The sequence below is a fragment of the Nostoc sp. genome (genome assembly GCF_036919555.1).
Taxonomy (GTDB): Bacteria; Cyanobacteriota; Cyanobacteriia; order Cyanobacteriales; family Nostocaceae; genus Nostoc.
Window position 1 is genome coordinate 94,577 of sequence record NZ_JBALCS010000051.1, and the last position, 16,402, is coordinate 110,978.

At 40.8% G+C, this 16,402-nt stretch carries 12 protein-coding genes and 1 CRISPR repeat array; of the genes, 3 read left to right on the forward strand and 9 right to left on the reverse strand.

Annotated features, from left to right (window positions below; genetic code table 11):
• The first annotated feature begins 119 nt into the window (after positions 1 to 119).
• The 3 genes from V7K36_RS15110 to V7K36_RS15120 all read left to right on the forward strand — a co-directional run bounded on the left by V7K36_RS15110 (position 120) and on the right by V7K36_RS15120 (position 4,450).
• On the forward strand, positions 120 to 2,075 hold the full coding sequence (locus tag V7K36_RS15110; RefSeq protein WP_335116980.1) for an ATP-binding cassette domain-containing protein: 1,956 nt from the start codon (positions 120 to 122) through the stop codon (positions 2,073 to 2,075).
• Between the two features lie 81 nt (positions 2,076 to 2,156).
• The gene (locus tag V7K36_RS15115) at positions 2,157 to 3,263 is read left to right on the forward strand and encodes an ABC transporter permease (RefSeq protein ID WP_335116982.1); all 1,107 of its coding nucleotides are present in this window, start codon (positions 2,157 to 2,159) and stop codon (positions 3,261 to 3,263) included.
• A gap of 65 nt (positions 3,264 to 3,328) precedes the next feature.
• Positions 3,329 to 4,450, forward strand: a complete 1,122-nt coding sequence (locus V7K36_RS15120) for an ABC transporter permease (RefSeq protein ID WP_335116984.1) — start codon at positions 3,329 to 3,331, stop codon at positions 4,448 to 4,450.
• Here V7K36_RS15120 and V7K36_RS15125 read toward each other — a convergent pair.
• From V7K36_RS15125 to cas1, 9 genes are all read right to left on the reverse strand, one after another.
• Positions 4,422 to 4,556, reverse strand: coding sequence for a hypothetical protein (locus V7K36_RS15125; RefSeq protein ID WP_335116986.1), 135 nt, complete (start codon positions 4,554 to 4,556; stop codon positions 4,422 to 4,424). The two genes, V7K36_RS15120 and V7K36_RS15125, sit on opposite strands and share 29 nt — an antisense overlap.
• A gap of 70 nt (positions 4,557 to 4,626) precedes the next feature.
• Positions 4,627 to 6,186: a hypothetical protein gene (locus tag V7K36_RS15130; protein WP_335116990.1), complete on the reverse strand. Its 1,560-nt coding sequence runs from the start codon at positions 6,184 to 6,186 to the stop codon at positions 4,627 to 4,629.
• 47 nt (positions 6,187 to 6,233) lie between these two features.
• Positions 6,234 to 7,949 (reverse strand): RAMP superfamily CRISPR-associated protein, encoded by a 1,716-nt coding sequence (locus V7K36_RS15135; RefSeq protein ID WP_335116992.1) that lies wholly within the window; start codon positions 7,947 to 7,949, stop codon positions 6,234 to 6,236.
• On the reverse strand, positions 7,949 to 8,494 hold the full coding sequence (locus V7K36_RS15140; protein ID WP_335116994.1) for a hypothetical protein: 546 nt from the start codon (positions 8,492 to 8,494) through the stop codon (positions 7,949 to 7,951). The genes V7K36_RS15135 and V7K36_RS15140 overlap by 1 nt, the downstream gene beginning before the upstream one ends.
• An 11-nt stretch (positions 8,495 to 8,505) precedes the next feature.
• Positions 8,506 to 9,384, reverse strand: coding sequence for a type III-B CRISPR module RAMP protein Cmr4 (gene cmr4, locus V7K36_RS15145; protein WP_335116996.1), 879 nt, complete (start codon positions 9,382 to 9,384; stop codon positions 8,506 to 8,508).
• 12 nt (positions 9,385 to 9,396) lie between these two features.
• Complete coding sequence (locus V7K36_RS15150; protein WP_335116998.1) at positions 9,397 to 10,530, reverse strand: type III-B CRISPR module-associated Cmr3 family protein; 1,134 nt, start codon at positions 10,528 to 10,530, stop codon at positions 9,397 to 9,399.
• On the reverse strand, positions 10,530 to 13,499 hold the full coding sequence (cas10, locus tag V7K36_RS15155; RefSeq protein ID WP_335117000.1) for a type III-B CRISPR-associated protein Cas10/Cmr2: 2,970 nt from the start codon (positions 13,497 to 13,499) through the stop codon (positions 10,530 to 10,532). Before cas10 ends, V7K36_RS15150 begins: the two co-directional genes overlap by 1 nt.
• 425 nt (positions 13,500 to 13,924) lie before the next feature.
• Positions 13,925 to 14,490: direct repeats of the CRISPR family, unit length 36 nt; unit sequence GTTTCCATTCAATTAGTTTCTCCAGCGAGTGGAGAC.
• Positions 14,491 to 14,675: 185 nt separating this feature from the next.
• Positions 14,676 to 14,957, reverse strand: a complete 282-nt coding sequence (cas2, locus tag V7K36_RS15160; protein ID WP_335117003.1) for a CRISPR-associated endonuclease Cas2 — start codon at positions 14,955 to 14,957, stop codon at positions 14,676 to 14,678.
• Positions 14,958 to 14,962: 5 nt separating this feature from the next.
• Positions 14,963 to 15,955 (reverse strand): CRISPR-associated endonuclease Cas1, encoded by a 993-nt coding sequence (gene cas1, locus V7K36_RS15165; RefSeq protein WP_335117005.1) that lies wholly within the window; start codon positions 15,953 to 15,955, stop codon positions 14,963 to 14,965.
• Positions 15,956 to 16,402 lie beyond the last annotated feature (447 nt).

A 16,402-nucleotide genomic window follows, 5' to 3' on the forward strand; every position in this document is an offset into this window, starting at 1 on the left:
TGGCGACGGCAGTCGCTCATGGGGGAAACCCCCAAGACTGCGCTGCCTTCCCTTTGCGTTTAAATTTCCCCCCTCAATTCGCCACCATTTTATACCACTTTTCCAAGCTAGGAGGCTAAATGATGCAACAGCAAAGAACAGTTATTACTCCAAACTTACCGCCATCATCTAGTCTTCCCACCACAGCAATTAAAGTTCATGGGTTACACAAACACTATGGAAACTTAGCTGCTGTAAGGGGAATTGATTTCAGTGTCAACAAAGGTGAAATGTTTGGATTAATTGGTCCTGACGGTGCGGGGAAAACCAGCACCTTTCACATTTTGGGCGGTGTGATGGAAGCAACGGCGGGAGAGGTGCAAATATTTAATCAGCCTGCACGAGATGCCCGATTAATCACAGGTTATCTCACCCAACAGTTTTCGCTGTATTTGGATTTGAGTATTGATGAAAACTTGCGTTATGCAGCAGGGTTGCGACAAGTAGCAGATGATTTATTACAAAAACGCCGCAATAAATATTTAAAATTAATGAATTTAGAGCGATTTGGCGATCGCTTAGTGGGACAACTTTCTGGTGGGATGAAACAAAAGCTGGCGCTGTGTTGTGCTTTGGTTTCTCAACCAGAAGTATTGTTATTAGATGAACCTACCACGGGTGTTGATCCAGTTTCCCGGCGAGAATTTTGGGATGTGCTAGCCCAGTTATCAGCCGAGGGGATGACAATTGTAGTTGCGACACCATATCTAGACGAAGCTGAACGCTGTCACCGCGTAGCTTTGATGTACGGTGGGCAAATTCATGAAATTGGCACACCCGCAGAATTACGTGCTAACTTAGGCTTGCATCGTTTAGAAGTGCGAACAGCAAATCTGCAAGCCACAGAAGAAATACTCTCCCAGAATATTGAGACAAATATAGTAGATGTGCAAAGTTTTGGCGATCGCTTGGACGTCCTTGTGAAAAATATAAATTCCGGCGAAATCCAAGTCCGCGAACTACTGCAACAACATCAGTTACCTTCTCCCACTATCGAGCATGGCGAACCCACATTAGAAAATGTCTTTGTGACGCGCCTGCGACAACAAGGTTCAGTACCGCAATTTTTCCCATTTCCTCGTTCTCGCAAAAGAGGACAGAGCCAGACTAAAGGAGTAGCCATCTACGCCCACAACCTCAGTCGGATCTTTGGCAAATTCCAAGCCGTTAAAGATGTCAACGTCGAAGTCCGCTACGGCGAAATCTTTGGGTTATTAGGTGCTAACGGTGCTGGCAAAACCACCACAATTAAAATGCTGTGTGGATTACTAGAAGCAAGCGGCGGTGAAATTTCCTTGGGTGGTGAAACAGGAAATCTACGGAGTGCAGACTTACGGCGACGCATTGGTTATATGAGTCAAAAATTCACCCTTTACGACGATTTAACTATTCTGCAAAATCTAGAATTTTATAGCGGAGTTTACGGTGTACCTCGCAAACTCCGGCGGGAAAAAATTGACTGGGTAATTGCTACCTGTGGCTTAGAAGGACAAGCAAATATGATTACTGGGCAGCTACCGGGAGGTTGGAAACAGCGAGTCGCTTTCGGTGCTTGCGTGATGCACGAACCAGATATTTTATTTTTAGACGAACCAACATCGGGGGTAGATCCGTTAGCACGTCGCCAGTTTTGGAAGCTGATTAACGACTTCGCCCGCAACGGCACAGCGATTTTAGTGACAACGCACTATCTAGAAGAAGCTGAACAGTGCAACCGCATGAGTTTTATGGTTGCAGGAGAAACCGTCACCGAAGGTTCGCCAAGTTCTGTCAAAGCCTCGCAACCGGGACAACTAATAGAAATTATTGTCAATCAAAACCAAGCTGCTTCTCAGATACTCAAACAACACTTTGAGTCTTGGCGCGTCTCGATTTTTGCTGATAGTTTACACGTTGTTCTTGATCATCCCGAACAGGAAATAAATCAAGTAACTCAACTTTTAGAAGCTAATCAAATTACCATCAATTCTCTGCGTCCCATTCCGTTTTCTTTAGAAGATGCTTTTATTGGCATCGTACAACGAGCGCAAAAATAGGAATTTTAGATTTTAGATTTTGGATTTTAGATTGAATTCCAATCCAAAATTGAATTGCTCAGTCCTCAATGCTCAATATATATGAAAAGAATTTTTGCTCAATGTGTGAAAGAAATAGCCCAATTTCGCCGCGATCGCCTGACGTTGGCACTAGCATTTTTATTACCATTCATCACCCTAGTAATTTTTGGCTTTGCCATTAGATTAGAAAGTAAAGATATTCCCTTAATTGTGCAAGATTTCAACCACACAAACCTAAGTAGCAGCTATATTGAACGATTGTATGGCACTAATGAATTTGTGCCTAAACAATGGTTTGGTGGCAATCCCACACGCGATGCAATAGATAAGGGAATCGCCAAAGCTGCTGTAATTATTCCGCCGGAATTTAGCCGCGATATTCAAGCGGGTAGAAGTACAAATGTGCAAGTATTAATCGATGCAACTGATGTTAACAATGCCCGTGTGATTAAAAATAGTATTCAGAGAGTCACAACCTTTTTTATGCAAGAGCATGGACTGATACCTGCCACTAATAGTATTACAGCACGAATGCGTCTATGGTTTAATCCTGGTAGATTAGAATCGCTGTATATTGTACCAGGAGTGTACGGAGTTGTACTGTGGATTTTTCCTTCATTGCTGTCAGCGATCGCAATGGTACGGGAAAAAGAAAAAGGGACAATTTTACAAGTCTACACTTCTAGCATTAGTGCCACCGAACTATTACTTGGTAAAGGATTAGCATACTTATTAATTGCCATCGTTGAGACATTAATAGTTATGGTATTAGGCTCAATTATTTTCCAAGTTGGCATAGTTGGCAACCCCATAACATTACTACTTGGCACTTTACTATTTCTGACAGATAGCGTTCTTTTCGGCTTACTTTTAGGAGTACGTAGCAGTAACCAAAATGCTGCTGTACAAGGCGTTTCCCTTGTAGGTTTTATGACATCCTTATTACTCTCAGGTTTTATTTATCCCCTCAACAATATTCCTTTCCCCTTATCACTACTACCTAACGTAATTCCGGCGCGTTATTACATTGATATAACTCGTGATGCCTTCGTGCGTGGTACAGGATTCACCGGAGTTTGGTTTGATTTACTCATGCTTGCAGTCTTAGGATTAGTATTTTTCAACGTATCACGCCGAGTTTTAAGTCGAATGCAATTACCAAATTAATCTCTCTGTGTTCTCTGCGGTAGCCTGCGGCAAGCCGCTCCGCGTCTACGTTAAACAGTAAAATTATGAAACTTATTCAGCGTTTATTTGATAGTCCATTTTGGGCACTAGTGCGGAAAGAAATTAATCAAATTCTCCGCAATAAACAATTAATTGTTTTGTTAGTTGTCCCCCCGACAGTCCAATTATTACTGTATGGCTTTATCCTCAATCCCGACGTTCATAACTTACGATTAGGTGTCATTGACTATGCCAACATCAGCGCCAGTCGAGAGTTAGTTTCAGCCATGACATCAAATCAAATTTTCACTTTAAAATCTGTACCAAACAGTGAAAAAGCATTGAGTCGTCAGGTAGAAGAAGGAAAGCTAGATGTGGGAGTGATAATTCCTCCCGATTTTCCGCGTCAACTAGCACAAAAATCCGCAGAAATTCAAGTATTTATCGATGCTGTAAATGCCAATACAGCCGGGATTGCGGTAAATTATATGAATCAAATTATCCAGCAATATAATCTGCAATTAACTCAAGGTCAAGCAAGTCTCCCAATCTCAACTGAAGTTGTATTTCTTTACAATCCTGGACTGACGAGTAGTTGGTTTTTTATACCAGGAGTTATGGGTTTAGTTTTAACATTAATTGGCACACAAGTATCAGCAATTACTGTTGTCCGGGAAAAAGATACGGGAACTTTAGAACAATTATTAATGACTCCGGCTACTAACTGGCAAATATTACTATCAAAAATAGTCCCTTTAGCCTTTTTATTAATGGGAGATGTTTTATTAGCTATCACATTAGCAACAATAGTATTTCATGTACCATTTCGAGGTAATTTTCTGCTATTTTTCGGACTATCAGGTATGTATGTATTTGTCGGGATTAGCCTGGGTATTATGTTGGCGACTGTGTGTAGTTCCCAACAACAGGTAGTTCTGACATCTTTCTTTATTAATTTACCAATGGTACAAACTTCTGGCGCGATCGCACCCATTGAAGCCATGCCTCCCTTCTTTCAAGTCCTATCCTTACTCAATCCCCTCCGCCATTACATTGCGATTGTTCGAGGTATTTTGCTCAAAGGCGTTGGCTTAGATGTACTGTGGATGAATGTTTTGGTTTTAGTCGCCTTTGCTGTTGTGTTATTAACTATTAGTATTAGTAAGTTTCGCAGTCAGTTAAGCTAAAGTTAGCGATCGCGGGTACTACGGCTTTTGCCATCCAGTACCATTGCTTTAATGATCCGATAATCGTCGAGGAAAATATGGGTGAACTGTAGCCCACCGTTGACATCGCCAAGCGCCCAAATTGTGGGGACTTACTTTCTAGGCGATCATGTGTCTTCCAGTGAATCGGAATATATTCAGATTGATTCTTGTAGTACCTGCAATCCCCACTTGTAGAGCGATCGCAGTAACAATTTATCTAAGTTTGGCGAAGTGCTAACTTGTTTAAGCAGCTCTAACATCAAATCATTTACAACTGCTGAATCTTCTGAGATTTTCACTGAAAATAAATTACCCTCATTCCAAAGAGAGCGAATTTGACTCAGTGTCACTGATTTACCTGAATGAATTACTTGATTGCGTTTTATGCGGATGCGATCTAATAATTTAAACCATTTATCATCTTGATTTAAACTCCGAGATTTACACCAAGCTTGAATTAAATCAACCATTCGTGGTTCATAGGCTATTCGATGTGCTTGGTCTGGTGGTATGGTCAAAAATCCTTTAGCCAGCCAATTTTTTTCTTGGCATTGAATATATAGCAATCGTTCTAAAATATGGGCAAATTGAATAAATGCTGTAGTGTAATTTTGGCGGTAAAGCGGTAGTTTAATTAACAAAGTAGACTCCCAAGCTTTCGTCATATCGTCTGCTTTGATTTGATTTAATTGTTCTTTCCAAGCTTGAATTTTTTCGCTATTTACTGCTTTAGCAACATCATTAGAATCTAGCCAATCACCAATAAGTTTTATAAAATTATCTATTTCCCAGTTCGTATAGCTTACCAAAATTCCTGCCAATTTATATAGAATTTTGTGACGAATTTGATGTACTTTTAACCAAAGTTGTGCTTCGGAAAAATCGCCCCTTTCCCATGCGGAAACTACCCGCAAGCGTTCTAAAGACCAGAAATAGTCTCCCATCGGGATGAGTTTAAAAGTTTGGGAATGAGCAGCAGTTCTAGCACCATTTTGCAGCGTGGGGAAGAATTCTTCTGGTTCATCGGGACTGGCGTTAAAGACTTGACATTGACGCACCAAAGCTGCTGCACAAATTTCTACACAGGATGCGATCGCAGGCGCACATCCTTTATTTTGTATCCATAAGACAAATTCTTCGTCGCCAGAGGGAGAAAAATAATCCCGTGCTTCTTGCAATACTAAAATTTCTAGTTCTTGACGAGTAGCATTGCTATCATTTGCATTAATTACTGGTGCGTGAACATCTACCCTGACATCAGGAAAAATACTTTTAATTTTCCCTGAGATTAATTTTGCTAACCAAAGAGTATCAAGCCGACGATAAGACCAAGAAACTGTTTCTGGTTGGTCAGTTCCCCACAAGATAATATGCTTAAGACCCTGCTTAATCCCAGTTTCAATAATTTTCTGGTCTAAAAGCAGTTCAACTTGGCTAAAGTCACCACCAAGCCATTCTACACAGTATTCATAATACCGCTTACCTAAATCTCTGGCACTCCAGGGAGAGGTTTTGTCCTTTTCTTCATGAGTACCACGTTCAATTCCTAATTCGTGATAAAGTTCGTTAACATGGCATGGATAGCTAGAACTCATAATACCATCAGCACCAAAAGAACGAATTACTCCATCTTTACAACGCCAACCAACTTGGCGAGTACCCACGGTGATAATTAACGTATCTACGCGATTAGATTCAGTTGATATGATTGTCATAGGGGGAAGATTTGAGCTTAGTTTTGGCTATGATTGCGATCGCACGACTAATTTTCAGATGGACACTGGACACCAAATAGATGCACAGCACCACTCATCTTGTTTAAATCACTAAGAAAATGCGATCGCACATGATCAGAATTTGGTGTTTGCCCTCCCATAAATAGACAAACAATTTCTTGGCAGTCTGTTTCTTTGTGTATATTACGAATATTTACCCGCTTGATACTCACCCAAGAGCAATAAGCATTACCTCCACCTGCATTTCCGCCGATATGAGGATTACGCTTATAATCTTGTAGTGAATTCTTTTGATAAATTAAATACATGCCGTTACCGCGAGTTGCTTCTGCGTCTTTCATCTGTTCCCAGCAAGGTTCATCGCGTTCTATAGGTTCTTTATCTGGGCCAGGAACAGCATAGATTGCACAGCTACTAGGTGAAAAAACCTCTGCGGTGATGTTATGGTTTTCTGCTGTAACTCTATCAGACCATTGGCTTTTAACTGCTAACAGCCAATTATCATAAGCTTTCGTCCATGCTGCTACATCTAGAGGTAAAACATAGGGTTTGATTTCTAATTTCTGTGTGCTTTGATTTCTCACTTTATGAGTTAAAGTCAAAAGCGTTCCGCGTGCAGCTGCTCTACCATTGCTCATATAGAATACATGCAATGGTCTGCGCCAACCACGTCCCACGCCGCCAACCATGACTGCAAATCGGATAATCGGCAGAATGATTTTATTTAAGATGTCATTGGGGGCGCTAATTTGTATCTTGCCTTTCCAGGTGTAAAAATCTGGTCTATCGGTGGAGCGATCGCCCCAAGTTGAACTCTTCAACATCTCCAAGCGCACACAACCTTTACGGCTTTCTGGTTCCAAGGTTCCTAGCAGTTCACCAACTGTTTTTTCAGCATCTTTCTGAGACATTACTCCCAGCAAAAACCGTAAAATCCAAGACCTGAGCCAGCCTCGCCAATGGGAAGGGCGCAATTCCATTGTTTGCATATTTGGCCCAGCATTACCTTGGCTGTAAAGACTGAAGTCAAATTGCTTGACTGCACAATTAGGGTCAGAAGTGGGTTGGAAGGAATTGGAAAACTTCAGCGTTCCATATCCCGAAGCCGTTCGACTACCAACACCATATAAACTCAGTGCTTGCTGCACCCATTCCCAAACTTCACTAACTTCAGCATCGGTAACACGACCAGGAATTCCGCGAATAGCTACTTTTACAGGAATATCATTTTTACCATCGCCCATAGTGTAGAGGGATAAAGGCGTACTTTGCCCTTGATGATAAACTTGAAATTTTTGCTGAGGATTGACAATATCTAAAGTTAGTTTAGTTGCTTTATCAGGCCAAGCATCCAGAAATTCAATCTTACCAGCAGTGATTGTGTCGTTGTTTTGATACCCCAAAAGTTCATACATTCTGGGTAAAATGTCAGGGCGTTTTTTTGCCCAGGCTCTCACCAATCCTCTGATAGAAGCTCCAGGAATATAGCCATTGAGAGGTAAAACTCGCAGACGTTCCCAGTTCTCACTAACATTACGCTTATCTTCGGGTCGTCCTTGACTAGGTTTCCATGCGCCACAAGGTTCACCAGCAGAGACAATAGTTTCTACATCTGGATGAGGAAAAGAACCAACTTTAGCACGCCACTGAATGGTAAAATTACCTTTTTTAAATAAGCCAGATTGCGATCGCTGTTGATGTTGTAACTCCAACAATTCAATCAATTGAGTACCAGTATACATTAATCCTCCTGATAGGCTCTTGCCCAGAAATTCCAGTGATTGGCTAATATCAAAGACCTCCGCCAAGTAGCCATATATAGTTGTGGCTGGTTTCTGGTCATTTGTACTACTTGTTCCATCAGTTGTTGCCGTTGTGGAGGCTCGGCTTGATTTACCATCTGACCTAGTAGTGATTCCCAAACTGGAACAGTACGCTCTCGCACTTCACCACCTTGAGCGTTGAATTGGTTGACATAGCCAACCGCAGACAACAACCCAAATACTCGGAGATGTTGCGACAAACGCAAGACGGCAGTCAGGTCGTTTTTATCCAACTTTTGTTGGTGTTTATTTTTCAAGTAAGTCTGAATATGTTTATGAGCAGCTAAACTCATTTGTTCTGGTAATATTTGGGTGGAGCTAAAACCACTATCAATATTAGCTGGTCGAGTAGGTGGCGTAATTAAATTTACCGTTGTTACCGTGGTTGGTTGAGTAGCTGGCGTAATTGACTTTACTGTTGTTACCGATTTTGGGGGATTGGATTGTTTATTATTTTTAGACATTATTTTCTCTTCTATACTCCAACTTTTATTTGAGAAGGTGATACGGCATTATTTGTCCAACCTTGAACCCAACCGCGCCCCACATTCGCTTGACCACCAACTTGAAAAAGTCCTTGTAAAACCTTCATTAATAACTGATGTTGTTCTAATGTTACAGGTTTTTCTTTGAGGAGACTGTAACCCCAAGAGAAATAGAAAATCGTATCTCTAGGAATGCACACATCCGTCCAAAAAACTTCAGCCGAACCTGCTTGATTAGCTCCCTTTGTTTCATCTTGAATTTTGTTACGGATTTGAGTCCATAACGAATGTTCCATCAACACCTGAAAATCAGCATCGGGTAATACAATGCGATTCTTTTCCCAAGTGGGTTTAACAGCAGTTATGAGAGAATTTGGCCAAGTTCCAGCTAATGCTGTTGCTTTTTTTTGCTCATCAGACATCTGATCAACCTGAATTTGAGCATCAGCGATAAGATATGTACCCGCAGAATTACCAACAGCTTCGTTAGGGAAAATCACAGCATTCTGTTGTGCAATTATTGCATGGTCACGAATCAACGAATGACAGCTAACCCAGCTAAATACATCTTTACCATTGTTCGACATAGTTCGCATTGGCACCCACAGCAATCGTGCATCTCCAAACCATACCTGATGCACTCCCATTTGACCTTCTTTATCTAACTCTTTACCAAACAAAGTATTAACTGCTGTTTCATCCATTAGTTTAACTTCATCTCTGAGAGTGCCTCGTAAAGATGAGCCAGGAATATAAGGGAAATTTGTATGCACTTCACGGGCAATTTCTAAGATGTTGCCCAAGTCACCTTCACCGCCGCAGTGAATTGGAGCAAGACTGTAAATATAACCAACTCTAAAATCAGACATTCTTGTTCTCACTTAATTTAAATAGTTAATCCACAATAATTCTGAATAACCAAGTTTTCTCCAAGTGTTTACCTTGGTTTGTTGATTATCTTGAAATAAAAGTTGCGGCTGATTAAGGTAATACAAAGTACCAGGAGGTGTAGCAAAAACTTGCGGCGCCGGAATACTTTTACTCGCTTCTGCTTTTTCTCGAAAACGGCAACTAATAGGTACTAGTTTCTCTGTTGCTACACTGACTAAATATCCTGATGTTTGATTACCGTTAACAGTATGGGCTAATTTCCATTCCCAAGGATAAGCACGGCAAATAGCCTTTTGTGTCCCTTGGGATTTATCTTTGCGTTCAAAAGCACCTGGTGTCACCAAGTAAGCGATCGCTTTACCTCCACGCGCAAAGTTAGCTTGTGATTGTTGTTGCAAACTTGCCCACTGTTCGTCTAATTCATCACAACGTTGCAAAATTATCCGATGTCCTTCTCCTCCTAATCGTAAGGTGGTTGGAGTATCGATATTTTCGTCTATGCCAACTGCTAAACTCCACCCATCATGAAGGCGAATTCCATTTTCGACAAAGTAACCATCTGCATCTTTAACTTGTCTTGTTCCTTGTTCAATAGTATTGTGCGATCGCGTTTCTATTGTCCAAGGTTGATCTTCATGACTCCCAGAAATTACTTGCCAACGATCTTTTTCTATCTTTCCGGTTTGGAGATATGTCTTGACAACTGAGTATGGAAGATATTGTCTAAATTTAGCTTCTGAACCGTCGCTTTTTATAAAATCATCTTCCTCGTCTTCTGTTAGTAGGTTGACAGGTTTAACTAAAGGACAAGGTTGAGTCTGATCACGTAAAATAACATTATGTAAATGAGATTCACTTTCCCATGCTAAAGGAACAAGAGGTATGGATTTCACAAACCCTAATGGACGCGGAAGATATAAGCTATTTCCTTTGTTTTCATAACAGAGAAACGGACCAACAATATTAAAGTCTTTCTTCTCTTCTAATATTCCCCGCAATGCGCCTGCGATCGCATGACCATTGGGTGGAAATATACTACCCGCCCAAGCCCTTTCTTGTGGTGAAAATGGTTTGGCATCTCTTAACATTAATATATCTAATGGTGTGAGTTTATACCAATACATTAAATATCACTTCCTCGTTTGATGTCACGGTTGCGTTTGACAAAAGCTGCAAGTTTTAACCAGTTTTGGATTTCATTGTCTAGGTCTTTTTCTTTGGTAGTGAGAAATAAGGCTTGGAGAAAATCAGCTAAATTTCTCTGAAATTGCTGTTTGGCTTGTTGTTTGGCTGTGTCATCACCTTGGAATTGGTCACGGCGATCGCAAAATGCTTTTGTCCAAGGTAAAATTGCCTCTCGACTCGGTGCTGGGTGTTGACTCCACAAACTCGCGGCTTGTTCAAATATCGCACTGTCTAATTCTTTGTCTGTAATTAATTTCTGCCACTCACGGAAAACATCAAATTTAGCAGTGGATTTTAAGGTGTTACCGTTACCGTATAATACCCGTACTTGTACAGCGTCTTTTTGGTCTTTTTTACCTTCTTTTAGATAAAAATGTTCTTTGGCTTTTGCTTCTGCTGACCAGAGACTTTCTAAAGCGATCGCTAGTGGTACTGAATGATGGACAATAACGATACCAAAGCTAATAGTTGCATTCTTCCCCATCGTGAATAATGGTCTTTTGGCTACTTTTGGGTGTGTCTCCAAAGCAGTCCAATAATCGCCATTGCTGTCAAATTCATCTTGAGGGTCTTTATTTCCTTTAAAACATTCGCGGATATCCCATAACCAGTTATCCCATTCCCAAAGATTGGTGTAGGCTAAAACATCATCTCCACCTGCATAAATCAAGCGTCCAGCATAACGCTGTTCTGTCAAATAAGGTACTAATTGATTAGAAAAATCTAACAAAGCCCGACTCAGGGCATTATGTGTTGATGGCCCCATGCGTTTTTTGACTTCTAAAAATTTCTGAAAGCTTTCTAAAGATACTGATTTATCTTCCTTATCTGTTAATTTTGAAGGAATATAATCTCGATATTCTTTTAGTTTTTCACCCTGCAACCATTTACTCATATCATCACCATCACCCGCCGCTAATACATACCAATCAGCAGGGTTATTACTGGGATAAGATTTATTAATAATTTTCGCAATATCTTGGCGATAATCATTGATTAAGTTTGCTGATATTTCTAAATCTTCAACTAGCCACCCTAGATTTAGTAATCGGGGATGAAATTGTTTAAATTGAGTATTTTCATGTTGATCAATCCAAGGTATACCCCATTTTTCATGAATTACATCTAGTTTTTGTCCTCGGTCGTCCACCCAATTTTTCACTGCTGCACAAGTTTGATTAAATATTTTTAATTTTTCAGAATCAGCATTTTTTAAATAACCTGCGACTCCTGATGTCAAATCTGGATAAGAAACAGCAATTTTATCTTTTGAGATATTCAGTAATGTCGGGAGGATTTTATGCAAACATCGTTTGACTGTCTCTGTAGCATTTAGTTGTTCACTGCCATCAAATAAACCTATGCGTTGTTGCCAATATTTTTTAGTTTCACCTTCAGTTATCCAATCCTCACCAGGATGCACCACTGGGCCAATACCAGAAATGGTGGAACGCGGGCCAAAAGCTGTAGGTAATTCCCAATTCCGAGCATTTTTTACTGCTGCTAAAGCATATCGATTAGCGTCAAAAATCGGTGCCCACCAAGAACCAACATTTACGCTGAATTTTCGTTTTTGTTTTTCCCAACGTTGTTGATATGCTTCCCGCAGAAAATTTATTTCATTATCTTGAAATAGGTTTTTATTTTGGTTAGTTATATAAGCTTTATTTTGAGCGTTTAACCAATCTAAAAATTCTGTCTCTCGTTCTTTAGGAATAGCGGCATTTTTGAGAAGTTCTCCCTCTTTGCCTATGGGTAAAGCTGTCCAATAAAATTGCCATTGAGATTGTAACCAACCTTTCCAAGTGCTGCTGTTTGCTTGTAAATCTGGCATCCAATGACGCTGAGTTTGTAATTCGTCAAAAACCAAATCACCAATTTGCGCCCACTCTTGTAAAAGTGTTTGTTTGGCTAGTTGCATGGCAGCTTGCACTTTATCTTTTGGCAGCACTAATACCAATACGTTAGGAAATCCCGCCGTTAAAAGTGAATTAGCTTCAGGTTCTTTTATCCATTTTTCAAACCCCATCTTAGGAAATTCATTTAATAGCCAGTGGTCAATTAATGGTTGTTGGTAGAGGCTGGGATAAAGAAAGCAATCAGGGCCGTATTTTTGGGCAACTTGCCAACATACTTTAGCCGAGAGATAGTGCAATAGCCAAGAACCTGCCCAAAAGTCTCGCATTTTGCGGCTGGCTTTGATGAGTTCTTGGACGGGGGTAAAAGTGAAGCTGGCTAAATAAGGATGAGATAAAGTTTTGTTGGCTGGCCAGCGTTCAATGTCTGCGGTTGTCAGATCATAGCCTGCTAAAGCGCCAGCTAAGGCTGCTGTAATACTACCATGACTCCAAATAGAACTATCTGGTAAGCGGGTTTCAGCTGGCATCAGCATCAAAGATTCATCATCATCAAATTCTCGACAAGTCGCTGCTGGTAAACAACGCCACAGCCACCAAAACAAACCCTTAATTTTTTCAGGATTTGTTCTCAACTCTACTGGTATAGCTTCTAGTAACTTTTGTTCTTTTGAAGTTAAGTAATCTTTGCGGTTTGTCGCTAGCATTTCGGAATGCTGCTTTATTTTAAAATGACGTTTTTCCCCAGATAGCAAGTGAGATATTTCTAGACCGTGTTCTCGGTTATTACTCGGAGCATAATTGATACTTGCGGTCACGCTACCAATAGCACCCCGATCGCTTGCTGAGGCAATATAATCAGCTTGGTGGATGTGTTCTAGAATTTTGCGTCCAGATGTCTCTGGGTTCCAGTTATTCTCACGCCAGTTCTGCATTACTTCTAGTTCTTGCCAGAAGCTATTTTCACCACGTCCACTATTATTATGTAGCGCTTTTAGCACAGGGTCATGAAGTAATCCCCAGATTTTTGCTTGCCAGTATGCTTCCGACACAGGTTTGCTTTCTTTGATAGTGCCCGCTATTGTATAAATCTAAATTAGCGATCGTCCAGTAAAAATTAATATGGATTATTATCAACATTTTTTCGCTTAATCCATTCCTGGTAAGGCTTTGAACAAGTTAGGTTGCAGTTATTTAAATATTTTTTATTTATTTATTGACAATTTGAATTATTTCTACTTAGTTCTTATAACAAAAAAGCCCTGCTGAGAGGGCAAGTTCTTTATATACAGCAGAATTCAGGAGTCAAAAATCAGAATGGGCTACGCCCCCCTGCGCTAACAGAAGTAAAACAGGCTTTATATCTGGCTTTGAGGCGAATCGTTGTGTACTTTACTTTCCTTGAAATCTGCTGTATCTTCTTCAGCGAGTGGAGGGAGACAATGCCTTTCGCCTCCCAGCGCAACTACGGCGCGAGGTTTCCATTCAATTAGTTTCTCCAGCGAGTGGAGACAATTCCTATAATCGGTGTTCTTCCACCAAAAATAAAGTAGCGTTTCCATTCAATTAGTTTCTCCAGCGAGTGGAGACTGTCGAAGGACTGCGAAAATGCTGGCAAACTGTTTTGGTTGGTTTCCATTCAATTAGTTTCTCCAGCGAGTGGAGACTTGATTTGATATTTTTCGACGAAACTCATTATGGAGTTTCCATTCAATTAGTTTCTCCAGCGAGTGGAGACTAAAGGCTACACTGATATCTATGGCATCGGCTAGAGGTTTCCATTCAATTAGTTTCTCCAGCGAGTGGAGACTTGCCTTTAATGTATTAGGAGAATTAGAATCAAGAATTGTAGTTTCCATTCAATTAGTTTCTCCAGCGAGTGGAGACCATCGCAAGTTTCAAGATAGTAATCCTTATGTCGTGAATCGAGTTTCCATTCAATTAGTTTCTCCAGCGAGTGGAGACACTCTACAAACGTGAGACTAAGGTACAAATCAGTGGTGTTACGTTTCCATTCAATTAGTTTCTCCAGCGAGTGGAGACTCCTCGATTTTAAACCCTTATCTAGCCAAGAGTCCAGAGGCAGTTTGCGAGGGGGTCAGAATTTGAGACAGCAAAATCAAAAACATCGGTGAAAAAAATCCTTGCAACCCTTACAAGACAAGGCGGCGAGGGGGTAAACGACACAATCAGCATTTCAGCGATTTCCAGACCCCCTCGTAACCAAGCTAAATAATTAGCGAACCTGGAAGTTCTGTAACAGGTGGACCCACACCCCAACATTCCACCTGTTCTAAAGTATGACGTGACAGAGGGTAAAACCGCAGACTATCTTCAGCCAACTTAACTATTTTATTGAGTCGGCGACGCAGTTCCTTATATTTATCAGCAGACAACCGACATTCAAACACCGAATATTGAACTCGTTGACCATAGCCTTCTAATAAATCTGATACTTTTTTGCGGCGTTTGTCACAAGGAATATCATAAACCACCACATACAAAAACATATAAACTAACGAATCTGATAAGGCTGATAAAGTGAGCTAGGCTTATAGACAAACTGCTTATACGCCTTAACCTGCTGCGTCAACAAATCCCATTTCGGTTGTTTCTCTCCAGAATCAGTTTGAATTTCTTCTTCCATCCTTTGTAAAAAAGCTTGAAGATACTTCCGCCGTCCAGAATCGTTTAAATAACATCCTCCATCACGATAATCAAAATCTTTTTGGGCATTCACAACCTTACTATTAACTAGCCACAACACCAAAGAATCTACAATTGGGGCGCGAAATTCTTCAATTAAATCAGAAGCTAGCGCTGGATGACCATCATGTGCTTGGTGCAAACAAGCATAATAAGGATCAAGTCCTTGAAGTTCAATCAATGCTAATAAATGGTTCCAAAGAACCTGATAGCCAAAACTCAACATTGCATTCACAGGATTTCCCGGAGGACGACGGCTACGCGCAGTAAACACAAAATCTGTATTAGTCAAACACTCAGCAAAAGCAGAAAAATATTGTGCAGCAGCAGCACCTTCAAACCCCATCAATCTCTCAACTGAATCAGCCACCGCCGCTTGATTAGCCAAATAATCAAGACTTTGCAGCACATTTTCTAGAATCTGAGACTCTAGTCTTTTTCGCTGTCGTCGCATCAACACCCGACTATTTTTTAACTTTGCCTGTACAATCGCACGCGCAGAGATTAACTTTTCCACTGATGACAGTTGCTGCTGATAGCGGGATAATTGGCGATATCCTCTAGCGATCGGTAAAATCCTGCCATAGCAGAAACCCATACGCGATAAATAAGTAATCGGAATATCTCGCCATAGACAAGCGCGAATTGCTTGGGTGCTAACTTGCGACTTACCAAAAATCAGAACTTGTTCCAATAAAGGTAATTGCACCTCACCGCAAATAGTCTCTCCTTGCTTAACAAGCAAAGTCTCCTGCTGCAAACACACATAACAATTTTGCTGAGAAACGTAGAGAGTTCGCATAGAATTATGAATTATAAATTATGAATTATGAATTTTTTGTTACGCTGACTTTTCGCGTTATCTGGAAAATCTCTCTCCTAAAAGGCTACGGCGTACACACAAGTTATCCGATTACCCAAAAGTCCTTCAAAACCTCACCCTGTCCTATCGGACATCCCTCTCCTTAGTAAGGCTACGGTGTACACACAAGTCGTATCACCCCCCTTAATCCCCCCTTATAAAGGGGGGAAATGAGATTTCCGGTTCCCTCCCCTTTACAAGGGGAGGGTTAGGGTGGGGTAAAACCTGTCTTCTTCAGCTATTTTCAGACTTATGTGTACACCGTAGCCTTAGTAAGGAGAGGGACAGGACAATGATTCAGAGGAAGTGAGCGTCAAAGACCTAATCGGACATCCCTCTCCTTTATAAGGAGAGGGACAGGTTTTGCGTAGCAGAACCAGGGTGAGG